The organism is Citrobacter sp. T1.2D-1 (genome assembly GCF_950098555.1).
In the GTDB taxonomy this organism is placed as follows: Bacteria; Pseudomonadota; Gammaproteobacteria; order Enterobacterales; family Enterobacteriaceae; genus Citrobacter_A; species Citrobacter_A telavivensis.
Genome location: NZ_CATNHH010000010.1, coordinates 39856 through 60207 on the forward strand (window position 1 = coordinate 39856; position 20352 = coordinate 60207).

General features: G+C 55.8%; 16 protein-coding genes and 4 tRNA genes. 4 read left to right on the forward strand and 16 right to left on the reverse strand.

Features of this window, described 5'->3' with window-relative positions; all coding sequences use genetic code 11:
* Positions 1 to 31: 31 nt before the first annotated feature.
* Positions 32 to 2578, reverse strand: coding sequence for a class I adenylate cyclase (gene cyaA / locus QQZ17_RS10800; RefSeq protein ID WP_152400948.1), 2547 nt, complete (start codon positions 2576 to 2578; stop codon positions 32 to 34).
* Positions 2579 to 2968: 390 nt separating this feature from the next.
* On the opposite strand from cyaA, the gene hemC reads away from it, so the two are divergent.
* From hemC to hemY, 4 genes are read left to right on the forward strand one after another with little or no spacing between them, the layout of a single operon-like run.
* Entirely contained in the window at positions 2969 to 3910 is a 942-nt protein-coding gene (gene hemC / locus QQZ17_RS10805) for a hydroxymethylbilane synthase (protein WP_152400946.1), read from the forward strand.
* Positions 3907 to 4647, forward strand: coding sequence for a uroporphyrinogen-III synthase (gene hemD, locus QQZ17_RS10810; RefSeq protein ID WP_152400944.1), 741 nt, complete (start codon positions 3907 to 3909; stop codon positions 4645 to 4647). Before hemC ends, hemD begins: the two co-directional genes overlap by 4 nt.
* Before the next feature lie 21 nt (positions 4648 to 4668).
* On the forward strand, positions 4669 to 5859 hold the full coding sequence (gene hemX / locus QQZ17_RS10815) for a uroporphyrinogen-III C-methyltransferase (RefSeq protein ID WP_152400942.1): 1191 nt from the start codon (positions 4669 to 4671) through the stop codon (positions 5857 to 5859).
* 2 nt (positions 5860 to 5861) lie between these two features.
* Entirely contained in the window at positions 5862 to 7058 is a 1197-nt protein-coding gene (hemY, locus tag QQZ17_RS10820; RefSeq protein ID WP_178827873.1) for a protoheme IX biogenesis protein HemY, read from the forward strand.
* Between the two features lie 575 nt (positions 7059 to 7633).
* Here the strand turns inward: hemY and QQZ17_RS10825 are convergent.
* The 15 genes from QQZ17_RS10825 to wecB all read right to left on the reverse strand — a co-directional run bounded on the left by QQZ17_RS10825 (position 7634) and on the right by wecB (position 20326).
* Positions 7634 to 7710, reverse strand: a tRNA-Pro gene (locus QQZ17_RS10825).
* A gap of 42 nt (positions 7711 to 7752) precedes the next feature.
* Positions 7753 to 7839 (reverse strand) — tRNA-Leu (locus tag QQZ17_RS10830).
* 19 nt (positions 7840 to 7858) lie between these two features.
* A tRNA-His gene (locus QQZ17_RS10835) sits at positions 7859 to 7934 on the reverse strand.
* Between the two features lie 56 nt (positions 7935 to 7990).
* Positions 7991 to 8067 (reverse strand) — tRNA-Arg (locus QQZ17_RS10840).
* Positions 8068 to 8169: 102 nt separating this feature from the next.
* The gene (gene thrP, locus QQZ17_RS10845) at positions 8170 to 9555 is read right to left on the reverse strand and encodes a bifunctional threonine/serine APC transporter ThrP (RefSeq protein WP_152400939.1); all 1386 of its coding nucleotides are present in this window, start codon (positions 9553 to 9555) and stop codon (positions 8170 to 8172) included.
* Positions 9556 to 9758: 203 nt separating this feature from the next.
* Positions 9759 to 10499: a lipopolysaccharide N-acetylmannosaminouronosyltransferase gene (gene wecG, locus QQZ17_RS10850; protein ID WP_152400935.1), complete on the reverse strand. Its 741-nt coding sequence runs from the start codon at positions 10497 to 10499 to the stop codon at positions 9759 to 9761.
* Positions 10500 to 10501: 2 nt separating this feature from the next.
* On the reverse strand, positions 10502 to 11854 hold the full coding sequence (gene wzyE / locus QQZ17_RS10855; RefSeq protein ID WP_152400933.1) for an ECA oligosaccharide polymerase: 1353 nt from the start codon (positions 11852 to 11854) through the stop codon (positions 10502 to 10504).
* Positions 11851 to 12930 carry a TDP-N-acetylfucosamine:lipid II N-acetylfucosaminyltransferase gene (locus QQZ17_RS10860; RefSeq protein WP_152400931.1) on the reverse strand — a complete coding sequence of 360 codons (1080 nt, stop codon included), beginning with the start codon at positions 12928 to 12930 and terminating at the stop codon, positions 11851 to 11853. Before QQZ17_RS10860 ends, wzyE begins: the two co-directional genes overlap by 4 nt.
* Positions 12927 to 14177: a lipid III flippase WzxE gene (gene wzxE, locus QQZ17_RS10865; RefSeq protein WP_152400929.1), complete on the reverse strand. Its 1251-nt coding sequence runs from the start codon at positions 14175 to 14177 to the stop codon at positions 12927 to 12929. The genes QQZ17_RS10860 and wzxE overlap by 4 nt, the downstream gene beginning before the upstream one ends.
* Before the next feature lies 1 nt (position 14178).
* Positions 14179 to 15309 (reverse strand): dTDP-4-amino-4,6-dideoxygalactose transaminase, encoded by a 1131-nt coding sequence (rffA, locus tag QQZ17_RS10870; protein WP_152400927.1) that lies wholly within the window; start codon positions 15307 to 15309, stop codon positions 14179 to 14181.
* 4 nt (positions 15310 to 15313) lie between these two features.
* Positions 15314 to 15991, reverse strand: a complete 678-nt coding sequence (gene rffC / locus QQZ17_RS10875) for a dTDP-4-amino-4,6-dideoxy-D-galactose acyltransferase (RefSeq protein ID WP_152400925.1) — start codon at positions 15989 to 15991, stop codon at positions 15314 to 15316.
* Positions 15969 to 16850, reverse strand: a complete 882-nt coding sequence (gene rfbA, locus QQZ17_RS10880; protein ID WP_152400923.1) for a glucose-1-phosphate thymidylyltransferase RfbA — start codon at positions 16848 to 16850, stop codon at positions 15969 to 15971. The genes rffC and rfbA overlap by 23 nt, the downstream gene beginning before the upstream one ends.
* Positions 16851 to 16869: 19 nt before the next feature.
* Positions 16870 to 17937, reverse strand: coding sequence for a dTDP-glucose 4,6-dehydratase (rffG, locus tag QQZ17_RS10885; RefSeq protein WP_152400921.1), 1068 nt, complete (start codon positions 17935 to 17937; stop codon positions 16870 to 16872).
* Complete coding sequence (wecC, locus tag QQZ17_RS10890) at positions 17937 to 19199, reverse strand: UDP-N-acetyl-D-mannosamine dehydrogenase (RefSeq protein ID WP_152400919.1); 1263 nt, start codon at positions 19197 to 19199, stop codon at positions 17937 to 17939. Before wecC ends, rffG begins: the two co-directional genes overlap by 1 nt.
* Positions 19196 to 20326 carry a non-hydrolyzing UDP-N-acetylglucosamine 2-epimerase gene (gene wecB, locus QQZ17_RS10895; RefSeq protein ID WP_152400917.1) on the reverse strand — a complete coding sequence of 377 codons (1131 nt, stop codon included), beginning with the start codon at positions 20324 to 20326 and terminating at the stop codon, positions 19196 to 19198. Before wecB ends, wecC begins: the two co-directional genes overlap by 4 nt.
* Positions 20327 to 20352: the final 26 nt, after the last annotated feature.

Below are 20352 nucleotides of genomic sequence, written 5' to 3' on the forward strand. Positions count from 1 at the left end.
CTTATTTGCCGGATGGCATCCGGCAAAACCATTACGAGAAATACTGCTGCAACTGCGGCGTGTCGTTATCCTGATTGGCTGGCGGAACGTTGCCAAGCGACTGCGCGCGGAACGGGATCACCTGTGCGCGCCCTTCCGTGTTCACAATCTGATAGAACTGCGGCAGGTTGAAGTTGATGAAGCTGGAGCCATAGGTAAAGCGGTCGTGCGATGAGGAGTAGAAACGGCTGACATCACGCACCAGCTCCTCTTTGCTGCCTTCGCAGTGGTGATACACTTCCGCACGATTACTCTCGTCCAGAATGTAGATGTTAAAGCCCTTCTCATCGCCAGTCTCTTCAAAGAAGAACTGAATGATTCCCTCGCTGGCGAAACCATCCACGACCGACGGCAGTTTCACCTGATTGGTCTCCACCTGAACGGACAGACCATGCAGTTTGTTATGCGATATCGCGCCGTAGAATTCGATGGCGTTTTCCAGCTTCTGTACCGACACGTTCAGGCGTTCAAAGAACAGACCCCAGGTTTGACCGGAAACGCGCAGCGCCTTAAAGCGTCCTGTTTCCTGACGGGTACTGGAGAGACGCAGCTCGATGCACTCTGAAACCAACTGCTGCACGCGGGTACGAATCAAACCGCGCAGATGCTGGCTGTAGCAGAACACTTCTACGCTATCGGGTGGCGCGGCGTCCTGGTGCATTTTGCCCAGAATCGTTTTCAGCGCTTCTATCATCGCCTGTTCGCCGTTGAAATGCAGCGTTCGCACTTCGTTCCACGAGTTGCGATACAGCAGATCTACGCTGCCCACCAGGCAATTCTGCTCTTCGCCAAAACTGAAGACATCCAGCTTACGGAAGTCAAAATGGACCACCTGATTGCGGAACGCCGCTGTCGGGTCATATTCGAGATTGACGATAATCGCCAGATGGCGAATTTCACACGGGCTGTAGAGCGCTTTCGGCGTCGGCGCAGGCAGGCGCAGCGGGAAGTGGTGCGACACATCGGCCACCATCTCCTGCAACTTCGGCAGATCGACAATGCCATTGCCCTTAATAAACAGATGCGTGCGCGACGTCAGCAGACCGTTAAACCACGCCCAGGCCACCAACTTATTCAAATAGCGGTTATATTCCAGCGGCTGATGGCTGATGATGGAATCCATGTTTGGCGCACGGTTGTAGAGATACCAACCTGAACGGTTGGCACGACCCGGCGGAACGTGGATAAACGTTAAATTCGGTTCGGAGAGGTCCGGTGAAATCTGCGGGTTTACCAGCGTGACTTTACCCGGCAACGCTTCAAACGCGGCATACAGCTTACGGGTCAGAACGCCAATATCCTGCGGGCTGGCGCTGACGCTGAGATTATTACGACGCGCAAAGCGGATCAGATTACGGTAGCTCTGCATCATGGCATCGAGCAGTTCGTTGTGCGCTTCACGCACCTGATCGATCTTCCAGTTCGCCCGGTTGTCGAGCATAGACAGACGGGCGTCGTCCCATCCCCACTCACTCACTAACTGACTGAGCACTTCACGACGCCAGCCCACGCAGGCACGTTCGCGGCTCAGTTTCTCACACACTTTTAAATAGAAACATCGGCGCACCAAATCCAGGCGCGTCGGGTCTTCAATCGCCGTGAGGTATTCGGTCACGCGTTCCAGCATCATGCAGTATGGGTCAAGACCAAACGAGACGATCTCACCATCATGCAGGCGCTGTTTAATGTCTTTCGCCAACAGGCGTGGATTGGGATATTCCCAGGAGTAGGCTTCCAGCAGCAGCGTTTTCAGCACCGCTTTGTACGGTGAATCGATACTTTTATACAGCTGCCAGAGGCTTGCGCCAAAGTACTCTTCAGCAGAGAGCGAGCTTAAGCCGCCCAGATCCAACCATTCGTTCGGCGTGAGCACGCCCTGGGCGTAGAGCGTCATGACGTAGTCGTCGTAATGCTCTTCTTCATCGCCCGGCACCATATTCCACAGAATACGCTTACCGGCAAGACGCACCGCGGTACGATAGAATTCATCCAGCAGCAGAATGTGCTGCGTCGAGCCACAGTCTTCACCCCCCAGACTGCCGCTTTCATTATGGCGGAAACGGTTTTCATCAATCAGGAAGAAGCTGACTTCCACTCCCAGCGAGGCAGCCCAGCTTTCCAGCAGGCTGCATTTACGCTGCAGCAGTTGCCGTTCGTCGCTGTCGAGCCAGGACTGGTGGCACACCCAGATATCAAGATCCGACGAACAGCTTTGTCCCACAGAGGAGGTGCTGCCCATGGAATAAACGCCGGTGATCGGCAGTTCACCTTTTGGCGGATCCTGCGGCGCCAGACCGCGATACAGTTCCAGTTCGTTCAGATAGTGGCGTTGGGTTTCATCAGGCGTGTAGAAGCAAATGCCTCTGGGAACGTTACCATCAAGGTACCCTGGCATCAGCGGATGGTGATAGTGCAATAATGTCGGCAGAAGACTGTATACCTGCTGGAAAGCAGGGCCCATGGCAGCAAGCGCGCGATCTACACGCAGTTGATTAATGGCATCCAGCCTCTGTTTCAGAGTCTCAATATAGAGGTACAAGACGTATCGCCTGATGTTGCTACCCGTCATGCTGTCGATTGCCGCAGCGCGATCCGCTTACCAACAACCACCACCATTCGGGATAAACCAAATGACAAAAATAACCGTTACCTTTTACGACCTTTTTTTTGTGCGTTCAGTCGAAAAAATGGTCTAAAACGTGATCAATTTAACACCTTGCTCATTGACCGTAAAGAAAGATGCGCTACATACAAGTGTAGCACTAATCGCTTCGCGTAAATTCTGAGGTACGATCGGACGGTTCCTCGTCATTAAATAGTGCCAGCCGCAACGCAGCGCCTTATCCTTGACTTACCTTTGACCGTAACACTGACATCCCACTTGTAAGGATGTTAGGATGAACCACGGACGATAATGACGGTAACAAGCATGTTAGACAATGTTTTAAGAATTGCCACACGCCAAAGCCCCCTTGCGCTCTGGCAGGCACATTATGTCAAAGACGCCCTGATGGCGAACCACCCCGGCCTGGTCGTGGAACTGGTGCCTATGGTGACGCGTGGCGACGTAATTCTTGATACCCCACTGGCGAAAGTAGGCGGTAAAGGCTTGTTCGTAAAAGAGCTGGAAGTTGCGCTGCTCGAAAAACGTGCCGACATCGCGGTGCACTCGATGAAAGATGTTCCGGTCGAATTCCCGGAAGGTCTGGGACTGGTCACCATCTGCGAACGCGAAGATCCGCGCGACGCCTTTGTCTCGAACACTTACAACACCCTTGATGAACTGCCTGCTGGCAGCATCGTGGGAACCTCCAGTTTACGCCGTCAGTGTCAACTGGCTGAACGCCGTCCGGATCTCGTCATCCGTTCTCTGCGCGGCAACGTTGGAACCCGCCTGAGCAAGCTGGATAACGGCGACTACGATGCCATTATCCTGGCCGTTGCCGGTTTAAAACGCTTAGGGCTGGAATCACGTATTCGCACTGCGCTACCGCCAGAAGTGTCGTTGCCGGCCGTGGGACAAGGCGCGGTGGGTATCGAATGCCGCCTCGACGACAGCCGGACTCAGGCGTTGCTGGCGCCGCTGAATGATGAAATCACTGCACTGCGCGTCAAAGCCGAGCGCGCGATGAATACCCGCCTGGAAGGAGGCTGTCAGGTGCCAATTGGCAGCTATGCTGAATTCAATAACGGTGAGATTTGGCTACGTGCGCTGGTCGGTTCGCCAGACGGTTCGCAAATGGTACGCGGAGAGCGCCGTGGCTCGCCCGAACAGGCGGAACAGATGGGCATTTCACTGGCCGAAGAGCTGCTGGATAACGGTGCCCGCGCCATTCTGACCGAGGTCTATAACGGAGAATCCCCCGCATGAGTATCCTGGTCACCCGCCCGTCTCCCGCAGGGGAAGCGTTAGTGAGCCGTCTGCGCACACTGGGGCAGGAGGCCTGGAGTTTTCCGCTCATCGAATTTACCCCGGGTCGGGATTTATCGCGGCTGGCCGGGGCGTTTTCGGCGATCACCGATAACGATCTGCTCTTTGTGTTATCACAGCACGCGGTCTCTTTTGCCCATGCGCAACTGGAACGTGAAGGGCTGAAGTGGCCCGCCGCCGCGCGCTATTTTGCCATTGGTCGCACGACCGCTCTGGCACTGCATACCGTCAGCGGATACGACATTCGCTATCCGCTGGATCGGGAAATCAGCGAAGTCTTGCTACAATTACCTGAATTACAAAATATTGCGGGCAAACGTGCGCTGATTTTACGCGGCAACGGCGGTCGCGAGCTGTTAGGTGAAACCCTAACGGCACGCGGCGCTGATGTCACGTTTTATGAATGTTATCAACGTAGTGCTAAACATTACGATGGAGCACAGGAAGCGATGCGCTGGCAGTCGCGCGGCGTGACAACGGTAGTGGTCACCAGCGGGGAAATGCTGCAACAGCTCAACGCGCTGATCCCGCAGTGGTATCGTGAAAACTGGTTACTACGCTGTCGGCTTATCGTCGTCAGCGAGCGTCTGGCGCACCTCGCCCGGGAACTGGGCTGGCAAGATATTAAGGTCGCTGATAACGCCGACAACGATGCGCTACTGCGCGCATTACAATAACTCTCATAATGGGAAGCCATAATGACGGAACAAGAAAAATCCTCCGCCGTGGTTGAAGAGACCAGGGAGGCCGTGGAGACTCAGCCACAGCCAGCTACTGCTGAAAAAAAGAGTAAAAACGGCACTGCGCTGATACTGAGTGCGGTGGCGATTGCCATTGCGCTGGCCGCAGGTGTTGGGCTCTATGGCTGGGGAAAACAACAGGCGACCACGCAGACCGCAACCAGCGATGCGCTGGCTAATCAACTGACCGCGCTGCAAAAAGCGCAGGAAAGCCAAAAAGCGGAACTGGAAGGCGTCATTAAACAGCAGGCAGCACAACTGGAGCAGGCCAACCGTCAGCAAACTGAGCTGGCGAAACAGTTGGATGAAGTCCAACAGAAAGTCGCCACCATCTCCGGCAGCGATGCCAAAACCTGGCTGCTCGCGCAGGCCGATTTCCTGGTCAAACTGGCCGGGCGTAAGCTGTGGAGCGATCAGGATGTCACGACGGCGGCCGCGCTGCTCAAGAGTGCTGATGCGAGCCTCGCGGACATGAACGATCCCAGCCTGATTACCGCGCGCCGGGCAATCACCGATGATATCGCCAGCCTTTCCTCTGTGGCTCAGGTCGATTACGACGGCATCATCCTGAAAATTAACCAGCTCTCTAACCAGATAGATAACCTGCGTCTGGCAGACAACGACAGCGACGGTTCGCCGATGGACTCCGACAGCCCTGAGCTTTCCAGTTCGATCAGCGAGTGGCGCGTCAATCTGCAAAAAAGCTGGCAGAACTTTATGGACAGCTTTATCACCATCCGTCGTCGCGATGATACCGCCGTCCCGCTGTTAGCGCCGAATCAGGATGTTTATCTGCGGGAAAATATCCGCTCTCGTCTGCTGGTTGCCGCACAGGCAGTGCCGCGCCATCAGGAAGAGACCTACCGTCAGGCGCTGGATAACGTCTCCACCTGGGTACGTGCTTACTACGATACCGACGACGCCACGACGAAAGCGTTCCTTGAGGAAGTGGACAAGCTAAGCCAGCAGAGCATCACGATGAACGTACCGGAAACGCTGCAAAGCCAGGCGATCCTCGAAAAACTGATGCAAACCCGCGTACGCAACCTGCTGGCACAACCGGCTGCCGCACCGTCTGAAGCGGCGCCCGTCCCTGCGCCTGAAGCACCGCAGGCAGAAGCCCCGGCAGCCGTGCCGCAAGGAGAATAATGATGCTAAAAGTATTATTGCTCTTTGTGCTGCTGATCGCGGGTATCGTGATCGGCCCGATGATTGCCGGTCATCAGGGTTACGTCCTGATCCAGACCGACACGTACAACATTGAAACCAGCGTAACAGGACTGGTCATCATCCTGATCCTGGCGATGGTCGTCCTGTTTGCCATTGAGTGGTTGTTACGCCGCATCTTCCGTACCGGCGCACATACGCGCGGTTGGTTTGTTGGCCGTAAACGTCGTCGCGCCCGCAAACAGACCGAACAGGCGCTGTTGAAACTGGCGGAAGGTGACTATCAGCAGGTTGAGAAGCTAATGGCAAAAAATGCCGATCATGCTGAGCAGCCGGTGGTGAACTACCTGCTCGCCGCAGAAGCGGCGCAACAGCGCGGCGATGAAGCCCGTGCGAACCAGCATCTGGAACGTGCGGCAGAACTCGCCGGTAACGACACGATCCCGGTTGAGATTTCACGTGTCCGCCTGCAACTGGCGCGCAACGAGAATCATGCCGCGCGCCACGGCGTGGACAAACTGCTGGAGGTGACTCCGCGTCATCCGGAAGTATTACGTCTGGCGGAACAGGCCTACATCCGTACCGGCGCCTGGAGTTCTCTGCTCGATATCATCCCGTCAATGGCGAAAGCTAACGTCGGTGATGAAGAACATCGTGCGATGCTGGAACAGCAGGCGTGGATTGGTTTGATGGATCAGGCGCGTGCCGATCAGGGCAGCGATGGTCTACGCGAATGGTGGAAAAACCAGAGCCGTAAAACCCGCCATCAGGTCGCCCTGCAGGTGGCAATGGCTGAGCATCTGATTGAATGCGACGATCACGATATGGCGCAGCAGATTATTATCGACGGTCTGAAGCGTCAATATGACGATCGCCTGGTGCTGCCAATTCCTCGTCTGAAAACCAATAACCCGGAACAGTTGGAAAAAGTGCTGCGTCAGCAGATCAAGACCGTCGGCGATCGTCCGCTGCTATGGAGCACGCTGGGCCAGTCGCTGATGAAGCATGGCGAATGGCAGGAAGCGACCGTTGCCTTCCGCGCGGCGCTCAAGCAACGCCCGGATGCGTACGATTACGCCTGGCTTGCTGACGCGCTCGACCGCCTGCATCAACCGGAAGAAGCGGCCACCATGCGCCGTGACGGCCTGATGCTGACGTTACAAAACACGCCCCCGCAGTAACGCCCTAACGCCCGGTGGCGCTTCACTTACCGGGCCTACAAATTTCCCCACCGCAGAAATAAAAAAACGCCTGCTCTTTTAGAGCAGGCGTTAAACAGGTCTGTATGACAACATAAATGGGTGCTTCACTCAACGTTATGTCCATGGTGTTTGATGAGGCCGAAGCGACATCTGTCTGTGGACGATAAGCACCGTAAACGGCTCTGCATCATTCCTGAGTTTATGAGGCACTATGGCGAGCATAAGAGATGGAATGAGCATCTACCCGTATATTATTGCACATTGCATGCCAGGATTGCACCGCTAAAAATAAGGATTAAGACAATTCACGATCCCTGTGCTGGCGCGGGTTGTCGGCAGCTTTCCCTATTTCTGCCTGCCGGACACGCGATGAATTGTCGCTCAGCAGAGACAGATCTCACCCGATACACGAAAGCGCTGAAATATCATAAAGTTAATCGTCACCAAATGGCGACAATGGCAAACAGGGTTGTCTCTGAGAAGCAACAGCAGAAAAGAAGAAGAAATTAAGTGATGCAGAAAAAGAAAAACCCCGCCGAAGCGGGGTTCAAAATTGGTCGGCGAGAGAGGATTCGAACCTCCGACCCACTGGTCCCAAACCAGTTGCGCTACCAAGCTGCGCTACTCGCCGATGTACTGCTTTTTTGAATTTTTAGTTCAATTCATTAAGTCGTGGTGCGAGGGGGGGGACTTGAACCCCCACGTCCGTAAGGACACTAACACCTGAAGCTAGCGCGTCTACCAATTCCGCCACCTTCGCATTTCACAACTTTTAATAATGGGGTGGCTAATGGGATTCGAACCCACGACAACTGGAATCACAATCCAGGGCTCTACCAACTGAGCTATAGCCACCACTACAAATCTTTTTACGCGGTATCGAAACCACCGCAGCTCCAGCACCGGGTGAATGGTGCGCCCGACAGGATTCGAACCTGAGACCTCTGCCTCCGGAGGGCAGCGCTCTATCCAGCTGAGCTACGGGCGCTTAGCGCCGTTGCGGGGGTGGATAATACGGACTTCACACCCCGCTGTCTAGTGCCTTTTTAAATAAAATGCGCGTTTGGTTACGCTTTGCGCGTTTTGCCGCTTATTCCCCCGTTTTCTGGGCGATACCTTGACGGTTGAGGCCAAAAACCTTGTAAACAAGCGTCACGGCGCACAGGAAGATGATACCGACAAACAGCGACATACGGGTATCTTCATTAAAGTACATACCGATCAGAACGCAAACCAGGAACGCCATCGTCAAATAGTTTGCCCACGGGAACAAAATCGAACGGAACGGATGGCTGGCCATCGCCGCTTTATGCGCCCGGCGAAAACGCAGCTGGCTAATCAGAATCACAAACCACGGCACCATCCCCGGCAGCACGCTTGCACTATAAACATAGACGAAGACGCGCTGCGGATTAGGAATGATGTAGTTCAGGCACGAACCGACCAGCAGAATCAGAATCGATAGCGCCACGCCCGCCACCGGAACGCCATGACGAGAGACTTTCGCCATCGCCGCCGGCAGTTGACGGTTCTTCGCCAGCGCGTAGAGCATACGCCCACAGCTGTACATTCCGCTGTTACAGCCAGACAGCGCAGCGGTCAGCACGACAAAGTTGATAATCGCCGCGGCGGTGGTGATACCAATTTTGGCAAAGGTCAGGACGAACGGACTGCCGTTGCTGCCAATTTCGTTCCACGGGAAGATGGTGACGATCACGAATATCGCACCCACGTAGAAGATCAGAATGCGCCATAACACCTTGCCAACCGCGCTACGCAACGTAACCTGCGGATTTTTGGCTTCACCCGCCGTAATCCCGATCAGCTCCACCCCCTGATAAGAGGCGACCACAATACACAGCGCGGTGAGGAAGCCTTTCCAGCCGCCAGCAAAGAAGCCGCCGTGCTCAGTCAGGTTGCCAAAGCCAATCGGCTGACCGCCGTTGCCCAGGCCGAAGAAAATCACGCCCAGCCCCACCACGATCATCACGATGATCGTGGTGACTTTAATCATCGCAAACCAGAACTCAATTTCGCCATACAGACGAACGGCCGCCAGGTTTGCCAGTGCCACCAGTCCGACGGCTATCAGCGCCGGTATCCATTGCGCCATCTCCGGGAACCAGAACTGGACATAAACGCCGATCGCGGTGATTTCCGAGATACCGACCGCCATCCACATAAACCAGTATGACCACGCGGTGAGATAACCGAAGAACGGGCTCATGTAGCGGTGAGCATAAACGGCGAAAGAGCCGGCAACCGGCTCCAGGAACAGCATCTCGCCCATTGAGCGCATAATGAAAAAGACGAACAGGCCGGCGACGATATACGCCAGCAACACCGATGGTCCTGCCCATTTCAGGGTGCTTGCCGCCCCCATAAACAGTCCGACGCCAATGGTGCCCCCCAGGGCAATCAATTCGATATGACGAGCCTCCAGCCCACGCTGTAGCTCAGGTTTTTTCTCTGCCATAAATCCTCTTGTCGTGTTTGCTTGCTTCCCGGCATTGCCGGTTATTGTTATGGGTACATCGCTGGGGGCGCATGTTTTCGCAAATTTGGCAAAATGGCAAACGAAGCATTAAAAAAATGCATATTTTGTGTAATAACGGAGCAAAAATGCGGCAGTGAGGTAGCGCATGGAGCAGAATGCGCTACCCGCACGAGGAAGGGGGGTCAGATATTTCCGCTGTAATGCCAGCGCAGGTAACGCAGTAAACGGAGTTGACGAGTAATGCGGCTTGGCTGCGACAGCAGGCGATACAGCCACTCCAGCCCCAGGTTCTGCCACACTTTCGGCGCGCGTTTTACGTGACCGGTGAAGACGTCATAGGTGCCGCCGACGCCCATATAGAGCGCATGCGGATGCACCTGTCGACAATCGCGCATAAAGATTTCCTGTTTTGGCGATCCCATCGCCACGGTAACGATCTTCGCCCCGCTGGCATGGATCTGCTCAAACAGCGCAGGACGCTGCTCTGACGTAAAATAGCCGTCCTGGCTACCCACAATGTTCACATTCCACTGGGCGCGCAGTTTCGCTTGCGTTTGCGCCAGCACGTCTGGTTTTCCGCCCACCAGGAATACCGGCGTACCTTCCTCGCCCGCGCGGGCCATCAGCGCTTCCCAGAGATCGGCACCCGCCACGCGAGAAACCTGGGCATCCGGAAATTTTTTGCGTACCGAGCGCACGACGCTAATCCCGTCGGCATATTTATACTCAGCCGCCTCAATCAGGGCGCGGACTTCCGGGTCATCTTCCGCCGTCAGAACCTTTTCTGCGTTAATCGCCACCAGCGTACCTTGCTTAAGCTGGCCGCCAGCGTAGAGATAGTCCAGCGCATGGTGCATATCTCGCCAGCCAATCAGCTGGAGCCCGCGCAGATCGTAAATCGGTGCCGTTGTATTATCAGTCATTGCTATCCTTCAACCTGTTTGTCTGGCAGGGCTCGCAAACGTTTATGGATCAGTCCGGCCTGGTCAAACAGCCAGAACAAAAGTTTTGCCACCAGCAAACAGGCACCAAAAACCACCAGGAAAAAAACAACACGCGAGACAAACGAGTCCAGTCCCTCTCGCGCCAGCACGATCATATTAAAAATCGCGCCAAAGCAGAAACTATGCAAAATCGCGGCCTTGTAGCGGTTTGTCTCACGATTACCCAGCGCATACAGCCAGTCGAACCATTTGATGATCAATCCCACCACAATCGCTCCCAGCGGGATAAACAACGCCCCGCCCATCACCACCAGCGACCCAATCAGCGTCGGCGAGATCGCCAGACCGGAATGGTTGTTCAGCACTTCCCACGTAAAATAGTTCGCGGTATTCAGCACCACGCTCGGTCGCCCCGGCCACAGCCAGGAGGGAATAAAGACATAGAAATCGCGGACAATCGGCGCCAGCCCCTGGAACTCAATCTTGTCGTAGTTTTGCAGCAGCAGCGCCAGGTTCTCCCACGGAGAAAACGTGTCGCGGGTGAGATAGAGAAACGTGTAGAACGCTTCGTCACCGCTGACGTTCAGTCCGTAGCGCTTCAGCGCCAGCCAGAACATGCCGACAATCCCCAGCACACCCGCCGCCGCCAGCATCCACAACGAGATCCAGCCGCGAATAATGCCGATGAACAGGAAAATGGCGAAGGCGATGATGATATTGGCGCGGGTACCGCCGACGATCATATACGTCAGTAAGCCAAATGCGACGGTGCTGACCAGGAAGAACAGCCACGCTTTGCTGTCCTGGCGCAGGAAATAGACCACCAGCATCGCCGGGATGAAAAAGTAAAAGAAGCGCTTTAGCGCCACACCGGAGACTTCACTGGAGAAAATCTGGCTGTACGACTGTAGGCGGAACAGCAAAAAGCCGTTGTGCATGAAGAAAATGCCCACGCTGATGAGCGCAATCCCCATCAGAATCACCCAGGTAAGATGGGTTTCCACCCGGTTCATAGTGAACAGCGGTTTGCGCGGCACATCTGCCACCCGTTTGCGTAAGCGGGTCTTATAGGTCACATAGTAGATCGCGTAGAAACAGGCGGCGGAAAGCAGCGCCTGTAGCAGGATTTCCGGCGGCGCGACGGCGACGTCAAAGCGGAACGCCAGCACGCTGGTCAGCGGAAAGCCAAAAAAGAAGGTCAGTAAAAACAGCAGCGAGAAAAACACGTTGAAGTTGAAGCGCACGCGGCGGAATTCAAACCAGGTCAGCGTAGCGATAAACAACGTGGAGAGGAGCCAGACGACAAACAGGCCGCTGAACTGCATCAGGCTCATAGTGCCTCCCCTGCGGCGACCTGCAATGCGTGATGCCAGGGCTGCAAATAGTTCGGGCTAAAGAAGGTAATGGCGTTTTTATCCACGGATGCCAGTTGGCGCTGCGCCTCGCGCACCACCTGTTCGTTCAGCTCGTCGCTCGTGAAAAGCACCGGAAGATGCTGTTCCACCATGTCCTGCCAGAACGGATTCTCGCGGTTCAGCACGCACGGTACACCCGCCTGAATTAGCAAGCATAAGGTGCCAATTCCCTGCTGACGGGCAAAAATAAAGTACCCGAGATCGCACTGACGCAGCAGCGCCAGATAGTCGTCGAACGCCAGCTTGTCGCTGAGGATCTGCAGGTTATCTGCGCTGAACAAGCTCAGTCCCGCCTGGCGGACCTGGGCAATATACGCTTCGTTGTTCGGCGGATAGCCCATCGGGACCACCACGTTTACCGTGTCGCCAAACTGCTGATGCACCGCCCGCAGCGCAGCAATATGTTCGTTACTGCGATCGCCAGAGTTACCCACCAGAATGGTCATTTTTCCGCTGCGTTGGCGAAAGTTCACCCTATTGTTGAGCGAGGGATCCATTCGCGTCGGGAAATAGAGCAGCTCACCCGGCACGCGCGGGTGCTGTTGAGCGAAATAGTTCAGATCGCCACGGGTGGCAAAAATGCCCCCGACACGGCTTTGCGCCAGGCGGCGAATCGGGTAAAACAGTTTGAATTTCAGTCCGCTGGAGACTTCATACAGATCTGCGCCCCAGACATGCCAGTAAAACTGGCTGGGCTTGATTCCCCCGCTCAGTAATGCCAGCCACAGCGTCGTATTAAACTGACCGTGGAAGAAGAAGCGCTGTTGTCTGTTCGCTTTGGCTTGCGCAATCACCGCCTCCGCCAGCGATTTTTTACCGCTGAAGAAACGAATGGACAGCGCCGGGCAGCTTTCCGTCAGCCCGGCATCCTGACCCGCAACCATGAAGACACGGGCATGCTCGCTGGTCGATGCCAGCGTATCGTTGAAAAACCGCAGCACGGTTTGATTATGGTGAGGGATATCCGATCCCAGTACGTGAATCAATACTGTCATGCCCGCCTACGCCAGAGTAAAAATACGCAACAACACAGAGAGAAATAGACGACGTACGTGGCCATGTAGGCCTGTGCCGCACCCAGCGCGCCGTGTGCCGGGATCAGCCAGTGCGCAAATGCCGTCAGTAAAATGAACTGGCTGATTTCAGCCAAAATATAAAATCGCAGTGATGCTTTGGCGATCACCAGATAACCGAAGACATACGCCCCGACCTTCAACACATCTCCGATTAACTGCCAGGCAAACAGATCGCGCATGGCGGTGAATTTCTCAGAGAACAGCAGCCAGATAGCAAAATCACGCAGCAGCCAGACGGTGAAACTCGCGGCGGCCACCGCGGGCAGAACAAACTTCAGCGACTTCACCACTTCTCGCGTGATATCCCGTTTTTCGGTGAGGCGCGACAGCGTCGGCAACAGGTAGACGCTGAACGAAGCGGTAATAAATTGTAGGTAAGCATCCGAAATACTGCTCACCCCTTGCCAGATCCCGACGTCGTCCCAGCTGTAGTGCGCAGCCAGCAGGTTTCGCATCATCACATACGCCACGGGCAGCGTGACGGAGGTGATCAGCGCCATCAGGGTAAACTTGCTGAGTTGCCCCGCCAGCCCCTTGTCCCAGGACGGCCGCAGATAGCGCAGCGGGATCGTCCCGCGTTTCATCAGCATGGCAGCCGCAGGGATCACCACCAGCGCGGGCACCAGCGCCAGACCGAGGAGCGCGCCTTCATAGCCGCCCAATCGGTAACAGCCATAGTAGGCAACGACGCCCACCAGGCTGCCGACCATCAGTGACAGCGCATTTCCGGCCGCATCACGAAATCCTTTCATCAACGCCAGCAGCAGGTTGGCCCAGGCAATCCCCATCTGCACCAGCGCCACTAAGCGCACCAGCCCCTGATACTGAGTATGGCCGAATAGCGCCTGGCTAATCGGTGCCGCCGCGAGCAGAAACACCAGCGCCAGCAGCGTCGAAAAACCCAGCACCATGGCCGAGGACGTACCGACAACCCGCCGCAGTTGTTCCGGATTATCATGGGACTGCGCGACGTATTTGGTGACGCCATTGAAAATCCCGGCCCCCGCCAGGACACCGAGTACGGTGACCATCTGACGGAAGTTTCCTGCCTGGCCGACGCCAGCCGGACCGAAAGACACCGCCAGCAACTTAACGACCAGTAACCCCGCGCCAATTTTGACCAGCGTGCTGGCCGCCGTCCACAAGGACGCTTTCGCAAGCGACATATCAGGCGAAATAGTTAAGCAATGTCGTCATCACCGTACGCTGATTCACTGCCGACAGGTTATAAAACAGCGGCAGGCGCAGCAGGCGCTCACTCTCTTTGGTGGTGTAGCGATCCTCGCCGGAAAATTCACCAAACTTGTCGCCCGCCGGGCTGTCATGCAGCGGAATGTAATGGAACACCGCCATAATTTCAGCTTCTTTCAGGAAGTTAATCAGCGCATTACGATCGTCAATGTCGCGCAGCTTGATATAAAACATATGGGCGTTCTGTTTACAGTCATCCGGAATGGACGGCAGTTCAATTCTGCCGGCACGCGCCAGCGGTGCGAGGGCATCGTAGTAGGTCTGCCACAGCGCCAGACGCTGCTGATTAATACGGTCCGCCGCTTCCAGTTGTGCCCAGAGATAGGCGGCCTGTAGATCGGACATCAAATAGCTGGAACCAATATCGCGCCAGGTATATTTGTCGACCTGACCGCGGAAGAACTGGCTGCGGTTAGTGCCTTTTTCGCGAATGATTTCCGCACGCTCGATAAGGCTGCGATCGTTAATCAGCGTTGCGCCGCCTTCGCCACCCGCCGTGTAGTTTTTCGTTTCGTGGAAGCTGAAGCAGCCGATGTGGCCTATCGTTCCCAGCGCACGGCCTTTGTAAGTCGACATGACGCCCTGCGCGGCATCTTCCACGACAAACAGGTTGTACTTATCCGCCAGCGCCATGATGGTGTCCATCTCACAGGCCACGCCCGCGTAATGAACAGGCACAATCGCCCGCGTTTTTTCGCCGATCGCCGCTTCAATACGTGTTTCGTCGATGTTCATGGTATCCGGACGGATATCCACAAAGATGATTTTGGCACCGCGCAGCACAAACGCATTCGCGGTCGACACGAAGGTGTAACTCGGCATGATCACTTCATCACCCGGCTGAATATCCAGCAGCAGTGCCGCCATCTCCAGGGAGGCGGTACAGGAAGGCGTCAGCAACACCTTCGCACTGCCAAAACGCTGCTCCAGCCACTGCTGACAACGACGAGTAAAGCCGCCATCGCCGCACAGTTTGCCGCTGCCCATCGCAGACTGCATATAGTCGAGTTCGGTTCCCACCACCGGCGGTGCGTTAAACGGAATCATGTTGTCACCTGTATAACCAGTACGCGGTGCTTTCTACATTCGCACCGCTTTGTATATAACGTTTAAGCGCGGCGGTGTTGCCCATCTGGGTCGCCACCCGCAATGTTGTTTTGCCGCGCGCCTGCGCCCAGCCCAGCGCCGCCTGCATCAGCTCGGCTCCTGCGCCATGCCCGGCGAGTAAGCCGATGCGCGCCTCACGGTCACCAAGTTCGCGCAGTGAAACATAGCCGCGAATATCGCCGTTTGAGGTACGAAGCACCAGACACTGATGATCAAACGTGCCGTGTACCGCGTTTTCAATCCACTGTGCATAAAAGCGGGCGCTGGCGTCAGGCGCGTACCACGGCGCACGAAAGCGACTTTGCGCAAAGGCCGCCGCAGCGAGTTGACGCAATGCCGGAATGTCCGTCAGTTGTGCAATTTCTGCGCCGGTTTGCCCGCAGGTTTTCCCGACGCTGACGGCAAGATCCACTTCCCCTTCCACCAGCGCAAAGCCAAGCTGTTGCAAGGCATCCAGCGCGGCGGTATTGGCCGCCGGAATTTTAGCCTGCACCCGTGACCAGGGCTGTAAGACTTCAGCGGTTAAAAACGGCGCCACGGGATCCAGCCGGACAATCGCACTGTCCACGCCAAAGAAGCGGTTTTCCCAACCCAGCGGTTCAATACTGGCGCGGACGTGCACGAAGCAGCTCCAGCAAATATTGGCCGTAGCCCGTTTTCGCTAAGGCGCTGGCGGCACGTCTCACGCCGTCATCATCCAGCCAGCCATTGCGCCAGGCAATCTCTTCCAGACAGGCAATTTTGAATCCCTGACGCTTTTCAACCGTCTGCACAAAGGTACTCGCCTCAATCAGGCTGTCATGCGTCCCGGTATCGAGCCAGGCAAAACCGCGCCCCAGCAACTCAACCGTCAGATCGCCCGCTTCAAGATACATCTGGTTGATAGAGGTGATCTCCAGTTCGCCGCGTTCAGACGGTTTCACACGCTTTGCGTACTCCACCACGTTGCGGTCGTAGAAATAAAGTCCGGTCACCGCCCAGTTAGATTTAGGCTGCTTCGGTTTCTCTTCTAACGAGACGGCGCGGAAATTGTCATCAAACTCCACCACGCCAAACCGTTCCGGATCCATCACCTGATAGCCAAACACGGTTGCCCCTTCGGTACGCGCAGCCACATGACGCAATTTGGGGCTAAACCCCTGACCGAAGAAGATATTATCGCCTAACACCAGGCAGGAAGGTTCACCGTTAAGGAACGTCTCACCGATGATAAACGCTTGCGCCAGACCATCCGGACTCGGTTGTTCGGCATACTGCAGATGAATGCCGAATTCAGAACCGTCACCCAACAGGCGCTGAAAGTACCCTTTATCTTCCGGCGTGGTAATAATCAGGATCTCGCGAATGCCTGCCAGCATGAGCACCGATAACGGATAATAAATCATCGGTTTATCGTAAATGGGCAGCAGCTGTTTAGACACGCCGCGCGTGATAGGATGCAGACGGGTGCCGGACCCTCCCGCCAGAATGATACCTTTCATGCCTTCTTCCTCCGGGTAATCACCCCTTCAGACCCAAACGTTGGCCCTGATAGCTGCCATCCTGCACGGGCTTCCACCAGGCCTCATTCGCCAGATACCACTGCACGGTTTTACGCATACCGCTTTCAAAGGTTTCCTGCGGCGTCCAGCCAAGCTCACGGGCGATTTTCGACGCGTCAATGGCGTAACGTAAGTCGTGACCAGGACGATCGTCCACAAAGGTAATCAGGTCGCGGTAGTGCGCGATACCCTGCGGTTTGTTCGGTGCCAGTTCTTCCAGCAGGTCGCAAATCGTCTCAACCACATCCAGATTCTTACGCTCGTTATGACCGCCGATGTTATACGTTTCACCGATTTCCCCGGTGGTCGCCACGCAGTACAGCGCTCTGGCGTGATCGTCCACATAGAGCCAGTCGCGGATCTGCTGTCCGTTGCCATACACGGGCAGCGGTTTACCCGCCAGCGCATTGAGCGTCATCAACGGGATCAGTTTTTCCGGGAAGTGGTATGGGCCATAGTTGTTAGAGCAGTTGGTGATAAGCGTCGGGAAGCCGTAGGTACGCAGCCAGGCGCGCACCAGGTGATCGCTACTGGCTTTTGACGCGGAATAGGGGCTGCTTGGGGCGTACGGCGTCGTCTCAGTAAAGAAATCATCCGTCGAGTGCAAATCGCCATACACTTCATCCGTCGAGATATGATGGAAGCGAAACGCCGATTTTTTCTCATCAGCCCGTTCACCCCAGTACGCCCGCGCCGCTTCCAGCAGCGTGTAGGTACCAACAATGTTGGTTTCGATAAACGCCGCCGGGCCGTCGATAGAGCGATCGACATGGCTTTCGGCAGCCAGATGCATCACGCAGTCTGGCTGATACTGTTGAAAAACCCGATCCAGCGAGGCGCGATCGCAAATATCCACTTTCTCGAAGGCAAAGCGCTCGCTCTGCGCTACCGGCGCCAGCGACATCAGATTGCCGGCGTAGGTGAGTTTATCCACCACCACCACCGCATCCGCCGTCTCATTAATGATATGCCGTACCACCGCTGAACCGATGAAACCTGCGCCACCAGTCACCAGAATCCGTTTCATTAACGCCACACTCCTTTGGTATCCACGATGTACTGCTGATGCACGGCATCACCCGGGATGGCTTTAAACGGGCTGTGATCGACCAACATCACCAGCACGTCGGCAGTGGCCAGCGCATCGTTAAGTTCTGCCAGTGTGCAAAGACCATCCAGCTTTTTCGGCAGTTGGTGGATATTCGGTTCCACCACCAGCGTTTCACCGCTGTGCCACTGGGCGATACTTTTCGCGATCCCCATCGCCGGGCTTTCACGCAGATCGTCGATATTGGGTTTGAATGCAAGGCCGAAGCAGGCGATTTTCACTTCGCTGGCGCGCTTGTCCGTCGCCGCCAGGCAGTCCGCAACGGCGGCTTTGACCTGACCGACAACCCAGTGCGGTTTGCTGTCGTTCACTTCACGCGCGGTACGAATCAGACGCGACTGCTGCGGATTCTGCGCCACAATAAACCACGGATCGACAGCAATACAGTGCCCGCCGACGCCCGGTCCCGGCTGGAGAATGTTGACACGCGGATGGCGGTTCGCCAGGCGAATCAGCTCCCAGACGTTAATCCCCTGCTCGGCGCAAATCAGCGACAGTTCGTTGGCAAAGGCGATATTGACGTCGCGGAAGCTGTTTTCCGTCAGCTTACACATTTCTGCCGTACGGGAATTCGTCACCACGCACTCGCCTTCAAGGAATATCTTGTACAGTTCACTGGCGCGCGCCGAGCACACCGGCGTCATGCCGCCGATCACCCGGTCATTCTTGATCAGTTCCACCATCACCTGCCCCGGCAGCACACGCTCAGGACAATAGGCGATATTCACATCCGCCTGCTCTCCAGCCTGTTGCGGGAAAGTGAGATCCGGGCGCATTTCTGCCAGCCACGCCGCCATCTGTTCGGTCGCACCGACCGGAGAGGTCGACTCGAGGATCACCAGCGCGCCCTTTTTCAGCACCGGCGCAACGGATTTCGCCGCCGCTTCGACATAGGTCATGTCCGGCTCATGTTCGCCTTTAAACGGCGTCGGCACTGCAATCAGATACGCATCAGCGTCAACGGGCGTGGTGGTGGCGCGCAGGAAGCCGCCTTCCACCGCTGTTTTCACCACGTTATCCAGATCCGGCTCAACAATATGGATTTCACCGCGATTGATGGTCTCCACCGCATGCGGGTTAACGTCCACCCCAATCACCTGCTTTTGGCGCGAAGCAAAGGCAGCCGCCGTCGGCAAACCGATATATCCCAGCCCAATAACAGAAATGGTAGAAAAACTCATAGCGATACCCGATTGTTTTTTAACGCGTGTAAAATACGGCCACAGGCCTGCCCGTCACCGTAAGGGTTATGGGCGCGGCTCATGGTCTGATATTCATTTTCGTCATGCAGCAAACGCGTGACTTCTTCAACAATGCGCTGTGGGTCTGTCCCCACCAGACGCACAGTACCCGCGGTAATGGCCTCGGGGCGTTCGGTCGTTTCGCGCATCACCAGCACCGGTTTACCCAGTGACGGGGCCTCTTCCTGAATCCCGCCGGAGTCCGTCAGAATCAGCCAGGCGTGATTCATCAGCCAGACAAAGGGCAGATAGTCCTGCGGTTCAATCAGCGTCACGTTTTTAACATGGCCGAGAATACGGTTGACCGGCTCGCTGACGTTCGGGTTCAGGTGCACTGGGTAGACAATCTGCACATCCTGATTGACGGCCGCAATCTCCGCCAGGGCATGGCAAATCTGCTCAAACCCGCGACCAAAGCTTTCACGACGATGACCGGTCACCAGGATCAGCTTCTTATCAGAGCTGAGGAACGGATACTGTTCGGCCAGTTCTGAACGCAGCGTATTGCTCGCCAGAACGCGGTCGCGCACCCAGATCAGCGCATCAATCACCGTATTGCCGGTGACAAAGATACGACTGTCGGCGATGTTCTCGCGCAGCAGGTTTTGCCGTGAGTTCTCCGTCGGTGCAAAGTGATACATCGCCAGATGCCCGGTTAGCGTACGGTTTGCTTCTTCCGGCCACGGGGAATAGAGATCGCCAGTGCGTAGCCCGGCTTCGACATGACCTACCGGTATGCGCTGGTAAAACGCGGCCAGACTGGTCGCAATGGTGGTAGTGGTATCTCCGTGAACCAACACCACATCCGGCTTGAAGTCAGCGAGGATAGGCTTCAGCCCTTCCAGTATCCGACAGGTAATTTCTGTCAACCCCTGACCTGGCTGCATGATGTTGAGATCGTAGTCAGGGACAATAGAAAAGAGGTTCAATACCTGATCGAGCATCTCCCGGTGCTGCGCGGTGACGCAGACTTTTGCGTCGAAATCAGGATCCTTTGCCAGCGCATGCACCAGAGGTGCCATTTTTATGGCTTCCGGTCGCGTGCCAAATACAGTCAGTACTTTCACATCGATTCTCTTCGAATAGTCAGTGA

Excerpts from the sequence above, each read along its gene's own strand:
- QQZ17_RS10860 (WP_152400931.1), bottom strand. The coding sequence starts at position 12,930 with ATGACAGTATTGATTCACGTACTGGGATCGGATATCCCTCACCATAAT.
- hemX (WP_152400942.1), top strand. The coding sequence starts at position 4,669 with ATGACGGAACAAGAAAAATCCTCCGCCGTGGTTGAAGAGACCAGGGAG.
- hemD (WP_152400944.1), top strand. The coding sequence starts at position 3,907 with ATGAGTATCCTGGTCACCCGCCCGTCTCCCGCAGGGGAAGCGTTAGTG.
- hemY (WP_178827873.1), top strand. The coding sequence starts at position 5,862 with ATGCTAAAAGTATTATTGCTCTTTGTGCTGCTGATCGCGGGTATCGTG.
- wzyE (WP_152400933.1), bottom strand. The coding sequence starts at position 11,854 with ATGAGCCTGATGCAGTTCAGCGGCCTGTTTGTCGTCTGGCTCCTCTCC.
- rfbA (WP_152400923.1), bottom strand. The coding sequence starts at position 16,850 with ATGAAAGGTATCATTCTGGCGGGAGGGTCCGGCACCCGTCTGCATCCT.
- wecG (WP_152400935.1), bottom strand. The coding sequence starts at position 10,499 with ATGACTGATAATACAACGGCACCGATTTACGATCTGCGCGGGCTCCAG.
- hemC (WP_152400946.1), top strand. The coding sequence starts at position 2,969 with ATGTTAGACAATGTTTTAAGAATTGCCACACGCCAAAGCCCCCTTGCG.
- thrP (WP_152400939.1), bottom strand. The coding sequence starts at position 9,555 with ATGGCAGAGAAAAAACCTGAGCTACAGCGTGGGCTGGAGGCTCGTCAT.
- wecC (WP_152400919.1), bottom strand. The coding sequence starts at position 19,199 with ATGAGTTTTTCTACCATTTCTGTTATTGGGCTGGGATATATCGGTTTG.
- rffG (WP_152400921.1), bottom strand. The coding sequence starts at position 17,937 with ATGAAACGGATTCTGGTGACTGGTGGCGCAGGTTTCATCGGTTCAGCG.
- rffA (WP_152400927.1), bottom strand. The coding sequence starts at position 15,309 with ATGATTCCGTTTAACGCACCGCCGGTGGTGGGAACCGAACTCGACTAT.
- wzxE (WP_152400929.1), bottom strand. The coding sequence starts at position 14,177 with ATGTCGCTTGCGAAAGCGTCCTTGTGGACGGCGGCCAGCACGCTGGTC.